Source organism: Tamlana flava, from assembly GCF_041287255.1.
Classification (GTDB): Bacteria; Bacteroidota; Bacteroidia; order Flavobacteriales; family Flavobacteriaceae; genus Tamlana; species Tamlana flava.
Genome location: NZ_JBGGTX010000001.1, coordinates 721,719 through 737,149, shown reverse-complemented (window position 1 = coordinate 737,149; position 15,431 = coordinate 721,719). Strand labels below are relative to the sequence as shown.

Genomic DNA, 15,431 nt, shown 5'->3' with positions numbered 1-15,431 from the left:
TGTAATATGATGGGTTTTATTCAATATCCCATATAGACCAAGCTTTTTGGGCTTGTAATTTCAACATATTTAGTCCATTAATGATGGTAGCTCCGTTTTGTTTTCCAAGACTTAAAAATTTGGTTTCCTCTGGGTTGTAAATGAGGTCGAATAAAATATGTTTTTCAGTTATGGCATTGTACTGAATATCTGGGCAAACGTCAATATTTGGGAAGGTGCCAAGTGGCGTGCAATTGATTATAATTTGATGGTTTTCAATATCTTCTACGGTCAAGGTTTCATAACTAAAGGCAATGCCGTTTGAAAGCTTTCTCGATACATATTGAAAAGAAATTCCTAATTCTTTTAGGCTGTATGCAATAGCTTTACTAGCACCACCGGTGCCTAAAACCAAGGCTTTCCGATGATGTTTTTTTATAAATGGCTCTAACGATTTTTTAAAACCATAACAATCAGTATTATAGCCCACTAACTTCCCCTTTTTGGTAATTTTAATGGTGTTGACTGCACCTATTTCTTTGGCTTTTTTGTTTAGTTTATCCAGATAAGGTATCACCTGTTCTTTGTACGGAATGGTAACATTTAATCCCTTTAAGCCTTTGGTGTTCTTAACTATGGAAGGAAAATGGTCTATATTTTCAATATCGAAGTTTTCATAAGAAGTATTGTCAATGCCTTCATCTTCAAATTTTTTTTTGAAGTATGCTTTTGAAAATGAATAGGATATATTTCTTCCTAAAAGACCTAATTTGTTCATTTAATTTTTCTGGTTTTTTGTCCGTACCACTCCAGTGCCAAAACTATTAAAATTCCCAAAACTATAAAACCTATGGCGTAGTATGTTTCAGTGTCCCAGCCTGGTAAATAGCGTTGGTAGTTTTTTATAACTTTTTTGCCAGCAGAATCCAATATGAAACTGCCATCAGTAGCAACTATGTATATACTCTTTTTCCATGGCCAAACAACGCCCAATGAACCGATAATAAACCCTATAATTGATGCAAGGGTAATGCTTTTAAAATGTTTAAGAATATAGCTTAATGCATGAGAAAAGGTAACCAAACCGGTAAAAGAACCGAAGGTGAAAATCCCCAAAACCTCAAGCATTCTTATACGTTCTCTATTGTTGATAAAACTGAAATCACCTGAAAAAATATCAGAAAAAGTATCGTATAAAGCGTTAACTGAATCTACCAAAAGTAATACATAATTGCCTAAAAGAATTAAAATGAAGGATCCTGAAAAGCCGGGCAAGGTCATTCCCGAAACGCTAATAATGCCGCAGAAAAAAACAAACCATAAGTTGTCATTTTCCGTGGCAGGATTTAAAAAACTGATACTCGCTCCCAAAATAATACCGACCGCCAAGGATATGTAAGTTTTGTAGTTCCAGTCATTAAAGTCCTTGTTAATGTAATAGATGGAGCCAATAATCATTCCGAAAAAAACACTCCAAACATATAGTTCATAATGTTCGATTAAGAAGTCCAAAACTTTAGAGACGCTAAAATAGCTAACAATCATTCCGAAGAAAAGTAGCCCCAAAAACCGACCATTTACATATCGGTAAAAACTGTTAAACCTTCCGTTAAAAAGTAACAAGAATGCTTTTCGATTTATTTTTTTTAGTGAATAGATGAATTCTTCATAAAAACCCGCCACAAAAGCAACCACGCCGCCAGAAACCCCAGGAACTTTATTCGCAGCACCCATGCCCAGTCCTTTTAGGATCAAGAATATTTTATCTCTGAGTGTTCTGGTGCTTTGCATATTTATTTTTTAGAGCCTAATCTCTCCAGAATAAAAATAGTTAAAAACCCTAAGACCATTAATGCCGTGCCAAATAGTAATTGATTATTGCCTTCAAAAGCAAAGGGGGAAATGCTTTCTTGTAATAAAGGAGTCTTTATTCCCTTTGAATTGGTGTGCCAAGTAAGTGTATTTTTCCATGGCCAAACCCTATTTAAAGATCCGAAGATAAAACCAGTTAACACAGCCAAAGTTATATTGTGAAAGTGTTTAAATAACCATTTTAAAACGTGGCTAAAACTTACCAGACCAATTACGGCGCCAATTATAAAAATCAATAACTTTTTGATATCCAAGTCATGAATGGCATTGCTCAAGGTTTGGTAGGCACCCAGAATGATGAGTATAAATGAGCCCGAAATACCGGGTAAAATCATGGCGCAAATAGCAATGGCTCCTGCAAAAAAAAGAAACCAAGGGTTGTCGTTTGTTGCCATAGTCGGCAATTTGCTGATATAAAACGCTATTGCAGCACCAGCAAGCAAAGATATGATGGTTGCCAAGTTCCATTTGGTTATTTGTTTGCCCACAAAGTAAATACTGGCAATGATGAGCCCAAAGAAAAACGACCATATTAAAATAGGATGGTCTTCAAGCAAGTATTTGGCCAACCGCATAAAAGACACAAAACTAATGACGATGCCTAAAAGTAGGGCAACAATAAAGTTTCCGTTGAGTTGTTTCCAAAACGGCTTAATGCCCTCTTTAAAAAGGGTTTTAAATAATGATGCATTTACCTTACTGATGGTGGTAATTAATTCTTCGTAAATACCTGAAATAAAAGCTATGGTTCCTCCCGAAACGCCAGGTACAGCATCTGCGGCACCCATGGCTAATCCTTTAATGGAAATGATTAAATAGTCGATTAAACGTCTTTGCATATTTGGTTTTTTAAGCAAAAACCAAAGGTATGTATTTTAACGGAACGTTTAAGTTATGGATTTGTTTTTAGTAAGTTTTTAACAACCATATTGTTTACAACCTCAGGAAAAAGCTCATCAAGTATAAACGAGTAATCTTCGTTTAATTTTATTGCGTTTTTTAAATGGAAAGAGCCCTCGTTGTTTTGGTTTAACGAAAAATAGGAGCCAGCTAGACGATATTCAATTTCAGCATTTTCATTGTAAAAATCTTGGGCTTGTTCAAAATTAAAAATGGCTGCTTCAAGTTCACCCAGTTTTATCAATAAATCACCCCGAGAAAGCCAAGTACTCAATTCGTAATTGCCCAATTCCAGGGTTTTTTTGAAACCGCGCTCTGCTTCTTCGTAGAGATTTAAACGTTGATTGATTTGAGAATACAATTTCCAATAAGTTACATTTTCTGGATCAATATTGATTGCTTTATTGATGAAGTAAAGTGCTTTTTGGAAATCCCCTTTTCTTTTGTAAAACCTGGTAATAGCAATCCAACCTTTGTCCAATAGAGGGTCTTCGTGCACCGTTCTGTCATAATATTGAAGAGCCAAATCAAAGTTTTTCAACCTTTCATAGCAGTTGCCAATACGCAGTAAAGCAAAAGAAGTTGGTTCATCCAATTTTAAGGTTATGGAGTAATTTTCTATGGCGTCCTCATACCGTTTTAGTTTTTCCAATACTTTACCACGTTCAAGATACGCGCCAACAAAAGTGTCGTCTGATATAACTGCAAAATCAAAAGCAGTCAGCGCTTTATTGTAGTCTTTTAAAATGAAATATTGTTTTCCCAATTGATGCCAAGCCACTTCGCAATATGGATTTTTGTCTAAAAAGATGTTCAAATATGAAATGGCATCTTCATTTTGGTTTAAAAATTCGAAGCAGTAAATGATATTGTACAACGCTGAATAATCATCCATATCCTCTTCAAGACACTTCATAAAATACGTTTTGGCATTTTCATATTCATCAAGAAATAGGTACTCCATACCGATTAACGAATAGATGTCAACAACATCATCGGTAAGGCTAAGGGCCTGTTTTAAAACATCAATAGCTCTTTGGTGATTATCCTGTTTAGAAAAAATATTGGCTTTTTGGATGTAAATTTCTTCATTTGTAGGGTCAATGCTATAAAGCTCATTTAACAAGGTGTCTGCTTGGGGAAATTTGTCTTCAAAAACATAGATTTCAACTTTAAAAAGTCTTAAATTGATGGAGGAGGGGTGTTGATCTAAACCTAATTTAATGGCCTTTTTTGCTAGAGCTATTTTACCTTGGTTTAGATAGTGGTGAATGATGTTTTCAAATTCTTCGGAATCGAAAAACAAAACATGGTTGGTTTTTAACATCGATTCAAACTTGGTGAGCGGTAAGTTGTTGTTCTCTTCAGGACTAAACTCCATAGGCAAATTTGTGGGATTTCTACTCGAATAAATTTAAGCTTCTAAATGCTTTTGAATGGAAAATGAAGTAAATGTTTTTAACAAAGTAATCAACAGGTACCGGCATTTTTTAATTTTATTAATAGTTTTTTATTGATTATCAGAAGTTTGTGTTATTTATTTTGACGGAGTATTTCATCTAAAATATCAATAATTATTTTGCAACCGTATTTTATTTCGTCATTTGAAATTGTCAACGGAGGAGTAATTCTTACAGCTTTAGGCTCGAAAAGCAGCCAAAAAAGTATTAATCCAGCATCTTGACACTTCAAAATAAGTTTATTTGTTATTTCTGCAGAAGGCGTTATAAAAGCTAACATGAGTCCTTTGCCTCTTATTTCTTTTATCAGGGGATGAACAAGAAGGCTCTTGAATAATTTTTCCTTTTCCAGTACTTCTACCATTAAATTGCTTTCAGTAATTTCCTTTAAAGTTGCTAGGGCAGAAGCGGCAATTACCGGATGCCCGCCAAATGTGGTGATATGGCCTAATTTTGGATTTTCCATCAACAAATCCATTAATTTTCCCGAAGCGGTAAAAGCACCAATGGGCATACCGCCTCCCAACCCTTTACCTGTCACTAAAATATCAGGGGTACAATTATAATGTTGAAAGCCGAAAAGTTTTCCGGTTCTTCCAATTCCTGGTTGAATTTCATCTAATATAAGGAGTGCACCAACATCATTACACTTCTTTCTTACTTTTTCTAAGTAGTCGTTTTTGGGTTCTAAAAAACCAGCGCCTCCTTGAATGGTTTCTAAAATAACGCCCGCCGTTTTTTCGGTTATACGGTTTAAGTCTTCTTCGTCATTAAAAGTTATGAATCTCACTTCTGGTATAAGTGGCCTGAAAGCTTGTTTGCGCTCTTCATATCCCATAACACTCATAGACCCCATAGTATTACCGTGGTATGCATTTTGGGCGGCAATGATTTCGCTCCGTCCAGTGGCTCTTTTTGCCAATTTTAAAGCACCTTCAATGGCTTCTGTTCCTGAATTGGTTAAGTAGGTCTTCTCTAGGGTAATTGGTAGTTTACTGGCTAATAATTTTGTGAGTTCAACAGCAGGTTTTTGAATATATTCACCGTATACCATAACATGCATATATTTGTCCAACTGCTCTTTAATGGCATTTACAACTTTAGGGTGGTTGTGGCCTAAAGGACAAGCGGAAACACCTGCGACAAAATCTAAATACGGCTTATTTTTAGTGTCATAAATGAATGATCCATTGGCATGTGAGATTTCCATGGCCAAAGGATGTGCCGTGGTTTGGGCTTGATATTTTAGGAAATCTGGTTTCATTCTTTATTCAGAAAGTTTTTTAACTCAGCTCCCCAACCGTATACTTCATCGGTAGGTTGAATTTGCCCTAGCAAAAACCTAAAAACATTACTGTCTTTTTGGTGGCCTTCCAAGGTGTATTTTGTCCAGGTATTTTTTAGTGTTATGTCTAAGTGGGATAAATCTTTAAAGCCTTTTCCAATTAAGTTTTTTGCCATTAACCTAAAAACTATTTTGCCATTTCCTTTTAACCAAACTGAAATTTGGATTTTGCCTTTCAAGTTAGGTACATCTTGAAGAATAATACCATTTTCTGCATTTTTGTTGTAAATTTTATCAGCTGTTTTTGTGTTGTCCTCAGCTAACATATCATCAGGTTTTACAGAAATATTGATTTTTGCCCAAATATCTGAGTCAAATTCATTTTTAGATTTTATTAGGTTAATTCGAGGTGTTAAAGTTGAAAAAACATTACGTGCCGCCTTATTTTTAGGTACATTTTTACCGGCTTGTTCTATACGTTCCATCATATTTTCATCAAAAAAGGCATCTTGCGGCACATAATCTTCAAGCCCTTTTATAGTTGGTAAATTATAAGGTTTGTCTGCTTTAAATAAATCTTCAATGCTTAATGGTCGCTCTTCCTCGCGCCAATCAAAACCTTTAAGAAATTTTTGGTTTTCAGGGTATTTCGACTCGGGGTACAAATTGCCATCCACTTGATTAAACCTGGTATATTCATCGATATCTCCGTTGGAAAATAACATGGAAATGCTGCCCGATTTTGCTTTATCAATACCAATTAATTCCTGTTGGTCGTTTCGGGCATAGAAAATAGATTCTGCATTTTTATTAATATCTACCTGCCTCAATTGGTTTTCAGCATTAAATAAACCAACCAATCGCATACCATAAATTTGGTTATAGCCGGTTTTGCTTATGGTATCTTGACTGATTATGAATGCATTATTGAAAACCAAAAGCGAGTCTATTTTTTCAGTTTCGTTGTTGGATAGTAAGTGAATGGTGTCTCCCGTCATTTGGTTTTCCAAATTCCACAAAACAGGTTTTCGTTTTAACGAAAATTTATCTCCTGGTGAAAAACGTGGAATATTTATAAATTTGGTAATGCCCGTTTTTTGGTTGGAATATATAGAATCGGCTTTACCACTCATGTCCGATTTGTACATTTTAGCATTGTAATAGGCATTAATAATCCTGTTTTCTGGTTTGCCTGTAACCATGATTTTGTCGGCATGTATGTAAATGGAATCATGCTCTTGCACCGTTATGGCCAATGCCCGTTTTGTTATGAAAACGGAATCCTTTTCTTTAAACACTTCTGCATAGTGGCCCTTTACAACACTGTTGTTTATGGTATCGGTAATTTTGATGTTGTTTGACGCCGAAGCAAAACTCTTCGTGTCATCGAAATATAAACTATCACCTTCAATAATTCGGTTATCGTAATCTATTCTCGCGTTTTTTAGTGCGTAACCTACTTTGTTTTCTGTATCATAAAAGCCTTTTTCGCAATATGTTTTACTGGTTTCGGTGGTTATTGTTGAAGGCCCGTACAAATAAGCAAGACCCGTATCTGAATAAAAATCGAAGTAATTGGAATTAATGGTTGACTCTTCATTCACCAAAACAACATCTTCAACAAACCTTAGCTTATTAATACTCATATAGGAACGGCCAATTTTACTTGTAATGGTCACCGAAGAATCTCGAACAACCGTACCGCCACTTTTGTAGAAGGCTTGTTCCTTGAGTTTATCAAAATATAATGTATCCGTAGTTATTATAGAATTCGGGTCTTCCAAAACCACATCGCCGCGTGCAAAGGCTAGTTCTGTAATGCCACTATACTCAACATATTTTGCAGTCATTTTTATGGTATCCCCCTGTTTTATATTAACATTACCATAAGCTTCTATGAAATTTTCAGCACTGTAATGTATGGCTTTATCACACCACATATTGGCGCCATTATGTTCAATATGAACTTGCTGTGCATCGTCCCGTGTTAGAATTTTGGCCCCTGGATAATTTTCTTCGTCAATGGTAAGCTTTCCGGCATATTCAATTTGGATTTTCTTTTTGGTTTGCCCGTTAACAAAATCGGTGGAAATAAAACAAATAAAAAGCGTGAAAATTAAAACCTGTAGTATCTTCAAAATAGAAATTATTTGTAGCAAAAATAACGATTAAAATGATGTTTTATGATTGCAGAACAAAAAACGCTCCAAATATATTCTAGAAGGCTGAAACAAGATGAATTTTAATCTTTATTGTCTGTTTTTTTTCGTCTATAGTTTCATAATATGTTAATTTTGTAAAATAAAAACTAAAAATACATGGAAGATTTATCACAAGAGGAATGGGCAGAACAATTAGCTAACGATGATAATGCCGTAGTGCTAGATGTGAGAACAGACGCCGAAGTTGCCGAAGGTATTATACCAAATGCCATTCATATTGATATTTACAAAGGTCAGGGGTTCATATATCAAGTCGAGGAGCTGGATAAGAGCAAAAATTATTATGTGTATTGTAGATCGGGGAATAGAAGTGGCCAGGCCTGTAAAATAATGGAGCAGCTGGGTTTTGAAAACACATATAACCTCGAGGGAGGCATGTTGCAGTGGACTGGTGACGTTGTTGATATGGATTGAGTTTTCAAAACTTTCAAGTAAGCCAAAACTATATAATTAATTTTAAACTAATAAGCAGATGAAATATTTATGGTTTATAACCTTGGTTACATTTCCACTATTGTTCAATTGCCAATCAATAAGTAAGGAAATTAAAATAGCTCCGGAAGAACTTAATGAGGTTTTGCAGAGTAACGAAGGCATGCAACTGGTCGATGTAAGAACTCAGGAAGAATACCAAACATCGCATTTAAAAAATGCCGCGAATTTTGATTTTTATTCTAAGAGTTTTGCCGATTCTTTAAAAACTCTGGACAAAAATAAACCTGTCTATGTCTATTGCCGTTCAGGTGGTAGAAGTGGAAAAAGCGTTGAAGAACTAAAAAAACTAGGCTTCAAGGAAATTTATGATTTAGAGGGCGGCATTCTAAATTGGATAGATCAAGGTTTGGAAGTATCCAAGTAAGACGCTCTTCTATTAAATTTAGGACTATTTAAAAAAGTAGTTGAAGTAACATTCAACTACTTTTTTTCGTCATTCACCTTTTTTATTTTTTCATCATATCTTATTTTTTGTATTTTTATGTATCATTTACTAATTAAAAGCAAAAAGTATTGAATGATTTTTGACATATTTTCAATTGTAAAAATTTTTAAATTAATAATTTTAAAAAATATGGAAAACGGATATATAATTTTAGGAATAATTGCCCTGCTTTTTTTAAGCATGTATGGATATTCTTATCTATCGGTTTACATGGAGAAAATCAGGCAAAATAAAGAGAAAAAACAAGAGATAGAAAGGCAGGAATTAAGACGTCAAAAACGTTTGGAACATCAGGCCAAGGTTGACGAAAAAGTTAAAAAATTCAATAAACGTAAAGAAGAAATTCAACATGAATTAATGCTGTTAGAAAAAATGAAAGAAAAGCAGCGAGTTAGTTAGTCCTTAAATTCTTCTTTAACAAAAAACCCATATAAGTGATAATTTATATGGGTTTTTTTAGTTTGTGGAGCCGCCGAGATTCGAACTCGGGTCCAAACAAGTAACTAAAGGGCTTTCTACACGTTTATTCTTTTCTTGTTTTTCGATTGCAAGCTGGTTAAAGACAACCCACCTACAACTTAGCTTTTAAATCTCGAAAGTGCATCAAAGCGCTACACAATCTTGGTTAATTTTTACGATGCCCCTAAAAAGAACGCCACTAACCAAGGCTTTCAAGGGACATTTAGCTTTCCCGCCTTGCGGGACTAGGCTTGCTCTTACTATAATTCAGAATTAAGCAGCTAAAGCGTAGTTATTCTCGCCGTTTAAATTTTGGTTCAGCCTTTAACGTGTTTCAAAACCATTACACGACGTGCTTACCGTTTAATTAATCTCGCTGTCAAAACCAGTCGACCCCAATTAAATAGTAATTTTTTTGGCGTTGCCCTATCGGGTCAGGCTTTCGGCAGTCGCTCTTTGCAAGTAGCTCCAACAATGCCTCAATCCTTAACGCGGGGAGCAAAGGTATCAAAAAAAGTTTGGTTAAACTTTCAAATCCCTTTACATTAGTTCAAAATTTATACCAAAAATTGTTTTGTCAGTTATATTGTTACAGCACCTAATTAATAAAAAATGAACATTAAATTCGCTATAATAAAAGAACGTAAAAACCCACCCGATAGGCGTGTGGTTTTTTCGCCTTCAAAATTGAAAAAAGCCAAAAAACAATTTCCAAATGCCTCTTTTAAAGTTGAAGCCTCAGATATTCGGGTGTTCCCGGATGAAGAATATACCAATGCTGGTTTTGAGGTTACAAATGATGTTTCAGATTGCGATGTTTTTATTGGGGTAAAAGAAGTGCCAGTTGAAGCGCTAATACCCAATAAAAAATACTTCTTCTTTTCGCACACCATAAAAAAACAACCATATAACAGAAAGTTGTTAAAAGCTATTTTAGAAAAGAACATTGAGCTTTACGACCACGAAACTATTGTCAACAAAGAAGGTTTTCGTTTAATTGGTTTTGGCAGGTATGCAGGTATTGTTGGTGTTTACAATGGGTTTCGAGCCTGGGGTTTGAAATATAGTTCATGGAGTTTACCCAAGGCAGGTCCATTGCCTAACCAAAAGGCTTTGATTAATGAATTGAATAAAATTACTGTTCCTAACATAAAGATACTTTTAACAGGAAGTGGAAAGGTAGCTAACGGAGCCCAAGAAATGTTGGATGCCATGAACATAAAACGAGTTTCCGTTGAAGAATATTTATATAATACATATAACGAACCTGTTTATTGTAAAATTGATGTACTAGATTATAACAAACGAAAAGACGGGAAAACGGTTGGTGATGTTTATGACTTTTTCAAAAATCCGCAAGATTATGAATCTAATTTTTTCAGATTTGCCAAGGTTACAGATTACTATATTGCAGGTCATTTTTATGGAGATGGTGCGCCTTATTTATACACCCGATCCGATGTAAAATCTCCAGATTTTAATATTAAAGTAGTTGCAGATATTAGTTGTGATGTTGATGGCCCGGTGGCTACAACCCTTCGTGCTTCAACCATTGAACACCCTGTTTATGGCTACGACCCACAAACTGAAAGAGAGGTTGATTACAGAAACGATAAAGCCATTGTGGTTATGGCAGTTGATAATCTGCCTTGCGAACTTCCGCAAGATGCCAGTGAAGGGTTTGGCGAAATGTTTTTACAGCATGTTATTCCTGCTTTTTTCAATAATGACAAAGATGGTATACTTAAACGAGCAAAAATTACTGAAAACGGAAAACTTACCGAACGTTTTGCTTATTTGCAGGATTATGTGGATGAAAAGGAATAAATTTGTCACTTACCCAATTATTTAATTTATGATAAAAACGGCTTTGGTTACGGGCGCAGCATCTGGCTTGGGTTATGAGTTGGCCATGCTTTTGGCAAATGATGGTTATAAATTAATATTAGTTGATATTGATGAACTGGGGTTGGCAAAAGTAAAAGCTGAAATAGCCGATAAGTTTAATTTAGAAGTTATTACTTTGATCAGGGACTTAAGTGCCCCTAATGTAGCCCAAGATATAATTGACACCATAAGTAATGAACCTATTGACGTTCTAATAAATAATGCAGGTTTTGGTTTGTTTGGCTCGTTCGTGGAAACAGAATGGGAGCGTGAATCTGAAATGTTGCATTTACATATTTTAACAACTACGCATTTAACCAAGTTGGTCTTAGAGAGTATGGTTCAACGAGGCTCCGGGCGGATATTAAATGTGTCTTCTCTTGCGGCATTTCAACCAGGACCTTTGATGGCTATTTATTATGCATCCAAAGGTTATATGCTATCCTTCTCTGAGGCCATTGCCAATGAATTGAAAGGAACCGGGGTTACGGTAACAGCGTTGTGCCCAGGACCAACAAAAACTGATTTTCAAAAAACGGTAGCTGAAGATTCTTCAAATAACAAAATTACTTTTAATATGGCTTCAGCAAAGGCTGTGGCATTATATGGCTACAATTCTATGTTAAAAGGAAAGGCTTACGCTATTCCGGGGAAATTCAATAAATTTCTTGCTGTTTTACCCAGATTGGTTACCCGAAATGCGGCAACATTCATTGTTAGGAAAATACAGGAAAAAAACCGTGAAAAATAATAGCCTATAAGGTAATTTAGTAAGCAATCTAGGTTTTATCAATTGTCATTTTATTTCTACTTTAATGAGACAATTAATACTCATTATCCTTTTATTATTTCTTTAAAATCACTAACTTATGAGGTCTTTCACTGGTTATTAATTTAAAAGAAATGAGTCATGAGTTTTGCCTTAATTTTTACAATTTCAGTAGTTGTATTTCTGTTATCTGGTATACGCATTATTTTTGAATATAAACGGGCTTTAAAGTTTAGGTTTGGTAAACATATTAAAACTTTGCAGCCTGGTTTTAGGTGGATTATTCCTTTAGTAGAAACTATTCAGATTGTTGATATAAGAGTTATTACCATTAATGTGGTTTCCCAAGAGGTTATGACCGAAGATAATGTACCGTGCAGTATAGATGGTGTAGTTTTCTTTAAAGTAATTGATCCTGAAATGGCTGTGTTGGAAGTTGAAGAATATACTTTTGCTATCACGCAATTGTCGCAGGCTGCACTTAGGGATGTTTGTGGTAAGGTGGAGTTAGATACTATTTTGTCCAAACGTGAAGAAATGGGAAACAACATTAAAAAGATTGTGGAGGTTGAAACCAAAGAATGGGGAATAGATATTATTGATGTTAAGATTAAGGATATTCAGCTACCAGAAAACATGAAACGTATGATGGCAAATCAAGCTGAAGCAGAGCGTTCCAGACGTGCGCGAATTATTCTTGCTTTGGCCGAAGAGCAGGCTGCTGGCAAATTACTTGAAGCAGGTAAACTTATTGATCAGTCACCTTCAGCAATAAAATTAAGGTTGTATCAAACGTTATCTAATATTGCGGCCGAAAAGAATTCTACAATATTATTTCCTTTCCCAGAAGAAGTATTGCCTAGAAACTCAAGAAAAAACGATGAAAAAAACTAGATTCATTAATATTGAATATTATTTTTTTTACTTTCAGATTTTATTTCAATAAAAAAACAGGTTCAAGAGAATTACTTTTTAAGTATTTTTTTATTGAAAATTCCCGTGCTTGATTCTAGTCGTATGATATAAATACCTTCAGACAGTTCAAACATCGGTATAGAGGTATAATTAGATTTTATGTTTTTCACTTTAGTTCCTAAAATTGAATAGATTTCTACTTTTTTAAGAGGTTTTTTAGAATCGATAGTCAAGTGGTTAATAACGGGATTTGGGTACAAATTAATAAATTGTCCTAAATCATTTTCATCTATACTTAAGGCAGCACAATCTTCGGAATATACAGTTGTATCATTTTTTATCCATGTACTGTAAGGTGCTCCGTCATTATTAGCTAGAGTTTCATCATCAACCTGGATGCAACCTAAACTATTACAAGATCTGGCATTAAAAAATACAAGGGAATTATTGTTTCCGTTTTTAACATTTAATGTTGTAATATTTTGACTGTATGAACAATCAACATAGGTTAAGGCTGGATTTTGACCGAGGTCTAAACTTGTAAAACTTGATCCAGCACAATAAACTGTTCGTAGAGCAACATTATAACTTAAATCTATATCTGTAAGTATATTATTAAAAAAATAAAGCTCTTCTAAATTTATATTGTGGCTTAAATCCAGTGATGTAAGTGGATTGCCATAACAAACTAATCCTACTAAAGCAGTATTCTGGTCAAGAATTAAATCTGTAAATAAATTATCATCACAATTTAACTGAGTTAAAAGAATATTGTTGCTAACGTTTAATGCTGTTAATTGATTTCTACCACAATTTAATGATACTAAAGCTGTATTTAGACTAACATCTAAATTAGTTAGTTGGTTAGAAAAACAATAAAAAATTGATAAGGCAATATTTTTGCTGACATCTAAATCTGTAAGTTGATTAGCTTGACATTGTAAATAATACAAGGCTGTATTTTTACTTACATCTAAAGTTGTGAGTTGATTTGAAGTAAGACCTAAAGATGTTATTAAAGTATTTTTGGTAATATCGATGCTTGTTAATTGATTGTTGTTGAAATTTAAAAATGTAAGTGCTGTATTTTTTGTTACATCAATAGTTTCAAGGGTATTATTAAAACATTGTAAACGGGTCAGGACTGTATTTTGAGTAACATTTAAATTAATGAGCTGATTATCATTGCAGGTTAACTCAATTAAATTTGTATTTTGACTTAAATCTAAATCAGTTAACTGATTATAAGAACAGACTAAATGGGTTAAACTTGTAAAACCTTCAATGCCTGTTAAGTCAGTAATAGATTTAGAATGAACATCTAAAACTGTAACATCTGAAATATCCGCAGTCGCAACACTTTGATTTATGGTACCATCGGTATCAATGCCTAAATTAATAAGGGCTTGTTCAAAATTGGCATCTGGAATTGCAGTGGTTTGAGCATTTAATATACCTAAAACTAAAAAAAGGAGCGCGAGGGAAGAGTAATTTTTTAACATGATAGTTAGATTTAACTAACTCGTAAAATAAGTATTTAAAAGGTAGAATAATATGACGAATGTTCTCTCTAATTTTAAAAAAAATGGTTAAATTTATTATTTGTATTTTGCTAAAAGATTCGGTTAAAACTTCATTTTGAAATATCTTCAAGCTTTATTGCTCTTTCTGAATTTGAAGTTTGAATTCTAATCTTATGGTCGTTAAGTTTCTTAAGGTCTATAAGATTAAATATAAACTTTAAAAATTGACCCGAAACCAATTTTGTAATCTATTTATTTTTAAGATTGAAGATTTCAAGAATATGAAAACGGAGCAAAAAGATAAATAATAAAGCTGAACATCTAAACTGTTCTGACAAGTTTGAAAGGGTTTATATTCAAGGAATTTTAAAATTTAGAGGTATAAGCTAAAGAGAATTTATCACCTTTCTGATAGCCACTAAATTGGTTAGCAGTTTTTCCAAATTATCCAAATGTAGCATATTGGCACCATCGCTTTTGGCATTAGCTGGATCGAAGTGGGTTTCGATAAACAATCCATCAACATTATTTACAACACCAGCTCGGGCAATGGTTTCAATCATATCGGGTCTGCCGCCGGTAACCCCAGCAGATTGGTTGGGCTGTTGCAAAGAATGGGTAACATCTAAAACCGTAGGAGCAAACTTCCGCATGGTTGGAATACCCCGAAAATCAACAATCATGTCTTGGTAGCCAAACATGGTTCCGCGGTCGGTTATCCAAACTTTATCGTTTCCGGCATCCTTCACTTTTTGCACCGCATGTTTCATGGATTCGGGACTCATAAATTGCCCTTTTTTTAAATTGACCACTTTCCCCGTTTCGGCAGCAGCTACTACCAAATCGGTTTGTCTCACCAAAAATGCAGGAATTTGAAGCACATCAACATATTCTGCCGCCATGGCAGCATCCGAAATTTCATGGATATCCGTAACGGTTGGTATGCTGAAGGTGTCTGAAACTTTTTTCAGGATTTTTAAAGCCTTCTCATCGCCAATACCCGTAAAACTATCAATTCTGCTTCGGTTTGCCTTTTTAAAACTACCTTTAAAAACATATGGAATTTCAAGTTTGTCGGTTATGGCGACAACTTTTTCGGCTATCCGTAGCGCCATGTCTTCACCTTCAATGGCACAAGGACCACACAGTAAAAAGAAATTGTTAGGATTTGTGTGCTTAATATTTGGAACTTCAGAAAGGTTCATTTGCTTAAAAATTTA

The 15,431-nt window shown here is 34.4% G+C and carries 14 protein-coding genes and 1 other RNA gene; 6 read left to right on the top strand and 9 right to left on the bottom strand.

Annotation, left to right across the window (positions count from 1 at the left end):
• Positions 1 to 16 precede the first annotated feature (16 nt).
• The 6 genes from ACB104_RS03185 to ACB104_RS03160 all read right to left on the bottom strand — a co-directional run bounded on the left by ACB104_RS03185 (position 17) and on the right by ACB104_RS03160 (position 7,634).
• Positions 17 to 757: a shikimate dehydrogenase family protein gene (locus ACB104_RS03185; RefSeq protein WP_370476828.1), complete on the bottom strand. Its 741-nt coding sequence runs from the start codon at positions 755 to 757 to the stop codon at positions 17 to 19.
• Complete coding sequence (locus ACB104_RS03180) at positions 754 to 1,770, bottom strand: DUF368 domain-containing protein (protein WP_370476827.1); 1,017 nt, start codon at positions 1,768 to 1,770, stop codon at positions 754 to 756. Before ACB104_RS03180 ends, ACB104_RS03185 begins: the two co-directional genes overlap by 4 nt.
• Before the next feature lie 2 nt (positions 1,771 to 1,772).
• Positions 1,773 to 2,690, bottom strand: coding sequence for a polyprenyl-phosphate transporter (locus ACB104_RS03175; protein WP_370476826.1), 918 nt, complete (start codon positions 2,688 to 2,690; stop codon positions 1,773 to 1,775).
• Positions 2,691 to 2,743: 53 nt separating this feature from the next.
• Positions 2,744 to 4,132 carry a tetratricopeptide repeat protein gene (locus tag ACB104_RS03170; RefSeq protein WP_370476825.1) on the bottom strand — a complete coding sequence of 463 codons (1,389 nt, stop codon included), beginning with the start codon at positions 4,130 to 4,132 and terminating at the stop codon, positions 2,744 to 2,746.
• A 152-nt stretch (positions 4,133 to 4,284) separates the two neighbouring features.
• Complete coding sequence (locus tag ACB104_RS03165) at positions 4,285 to 5,475, bottom strand: aspartate aminotransferase family protein (RefSeq protein WP_370476824.1); 1,191 nt, start codon at positions 5,473 to 5,475, stop codon at positions 4,285 to 4,287.
• The gene (locus ACB104_RS03160) at positions 5,472 to 7,634 is read right to left on the bottom strand and encodes an OstA-like protein (protein WP_370476823.1); all 2,163 of its coding nucleotides are present in this window, start codon (positions 7,632 to 7,634) and stop codon (positions 5,472 to 5,474) included. The genes ACB104_RS03165 and ACB104_RS03160 overlap by 4 nt, the downstream gene beginning before the upstream one ends.
• A 180-nt stretch (positions 7,635 to 7,814) precedes the next feature.
• Between ACB104_RS03160 and ACB104_RS03155 the strand changes: the two genes are divergently transcribed.
• The 3 genes from ACB104_RS03155 (at position 7,815) to ACB104_RS03145 (ending at position 9,057) form a co-directional block, all read left to right on the top strand.
• Entirely contained in the window at positions 7,815 to 8,132 is a 318-nt protein-coding gene (locus tag ACB104_RS03155) for a rhodanese-like domain-containing protein (protein ID WP_370476822.1), read from the top strand.
• A gap of 58 nt (positions 8,133 to 8,190) precedes the next feature.
• A complete protein-coding gene (locus ACB104_RS03150) occupies positions 8,191 to 8,577 on the top strand; it encodes a rhodanese-like domain-containing protein (protein WP_370476821.1) in 387 nt (128 codons plus the stop codon).
• A 153-nt stretch (positions 8,578 to 8,730) separates the two neighbouring features.
• Positions 8,731 to 9,057 (top strand): hypothetical protein, encoded by a 327-nt coding sequence (locus ACB104_RS03145; protein WP_370476820.1) that lies wholly within the window; start codon positions 8,731 to 8,733, stop codon positions 9,055 to 9,057.
• Between the two features lie 62 nt (positions 9,058 to 9,119).
• Here ACB104_RS03145 and ssrA read toward each other — a convergent pair.
• Positions 9,120 to 9,514, bottom strand: a transfer-messenger RNA (tmRNA) gene (ssrA, locus tag ACB104_RS03140).
• Between the two features lie 221 nt (positions 9,515 to 9,735).
• On the opposite strand from ssrA, the gene ACB104_RS03135 reads away from it, so the two are divergent.
• The 3 genes from ACB104_RS03135 to ACB104_RS03125 all read left to right on the top strand — a co-directional run bounded on the left by ACB104_RS03135 (position 9,736) and on the right by ACB104_RS03125 (position 12,667).
• Complete coding sequence (locus ACB104_RS03135; RefSeq protein ID WP_370477093.1) at positions 9,736 to 10,944, top strand: NAD(P)-dependent oxidoreductase; 1,209 nt, start codon at positions 9,736 to 9,738, stop codon at positions 10,942 to 10,944.
• 28 nt (positions 10,945 to 10,972) lie between these two features.
• A complete protein-coding gene (locus ACB104_RS03130; RefSeq protein ID WP_370476819.1) occupies positions 10,973 to 11,755 on the top strand; it encodes an SDR family NAD(P)-dependent oxidoreductase in 783 nt (260 codons plus the stop codon).
• A 159-nt stretch (positions 11,756 to 11,914) separates the two neighbouring features.
• A complete protein-coding gene (locus ACB104_RS03125; protein ID WP_370476818.1) occupies positions 11,915 to 12,667 on the top strand; it encodes a slipin family protein in 753 nt (250 codons plus the stop codon).
• 71 nt (positions 12,668 to 12,738) lie between these two features.
• Here the strand turns inward: ACB104_RS03125 and ACB104_RS03120 are convergent, their stop codons facing one another.
• A complete protein-coding gene (locus tag ACB104_RS03120; RefSeq protein WP_370476817.1) occupies positions 12,739 to 14,190 on the bottom strand; it encodes a T9SS type A sorting domain-containing protein in 1,452 nt (483 codons plus the stop codon).
• 407 nt (positions 14,191 to 14,597) lie between these two features.
• Positions 14,598 to 15,416, bottom strand: coding sequence for a 3-deoxy-8-phosphooctulonate synthase (kdsA, locus tag ACB104_RS03115; RefSeq protein ID WP_370476816.1), 819 nt, complete (start codon positions 15,414 to 15,416; stop codon positions 14,598 to 14,600).
• Between the last annotated feature and the right edge of the window lie 15 nt (positions 15,417 to 15,431).

Bases quoted from the DNA above. Each gene is read 5' to 3' on its own strand.
- ACB104_RS03185 (WP_370476828.1), bottom strand. From the start codon at position 757: ATGAACAAATTAGGTCTTTTAGGAAGAAATATATCCTATTCATTTTCA.
- ACB104_RS03180 (WP_370476827.1), bottom strand. From the start codon at position 1,770: ATGCAAAGCACCAGAACACTCAGAGATAAAATATTCTTGATCCTAAAA.
- ACB104_RS03175 (WP_370476826.1), bottom strand. From the start codon at position 2,690: ATGCAAAGACGTTTAATCGACTATTTAATCATTTCCATTAAAGGATTA.
- ACB104_RS03170 (WP_370476825.1), bottom strand. From the start codon at position 4,132: ATGGAGTTTAGTCCTGAAGAGAACAACAACTTACCGCTCACCAAGTTT.
- ACB104_RS03165 (WP_370476824.1), bottom strand. From the start codon at position 5,475: ATGAAACCAGATTTCCTAAAATATCAAGCCCAAACCACGGCACATCCT.
- ACB104_RS03155 (WP_370476822.1), top strand. From the start codon at position 7,815: ATGGAAGATTTATCACAAGAGGAATGGGCAGAACAATTAGCTAACGAT.
- ACB104_RS03150 (WP_370476821.1), top strand. From the start codon at position 8,191: ATGAAATATTTATGGTTTATAACCTTGGTTACATTTCCACTATTGTTC.
- ACB104_RS03145 (WP_370476820.1), top strand. From the start codon at position 8,731: ATGATTTTTGACATATTTTCAATTGTAAAAATTTTTAAATTAATAATT.
- ACB104_RS03130 (WP_370476819.1), top strand. From the start codon at position 10,973: ATGATAAAAACGGCTTTGGTTACGGGCGCAGCATCTGGCTTGGGTTAT.
- ACB104_RS03125 (WP_370476818.1), top strand. From the start codon at position 11,915: ATGAGTTTTGCCTTAATTTTTACAATTTCAGTAGTTGTATTTCTGTTA.
- ACB104_RS03120 (WP_370476817.1), bottom strand. From the start codon at position 14,190: ATGTTAAAAAATTACTCTTCCCTCGCGCTCCTTTTTTTAGTTTTAGGT.
- kdsA (WP_370476816.1), bottom strand. From the start codon at position 15,416: ATGAACCTTTCTGAAGTTCCAAATATTAAGCACACAAATCCTAACAAT.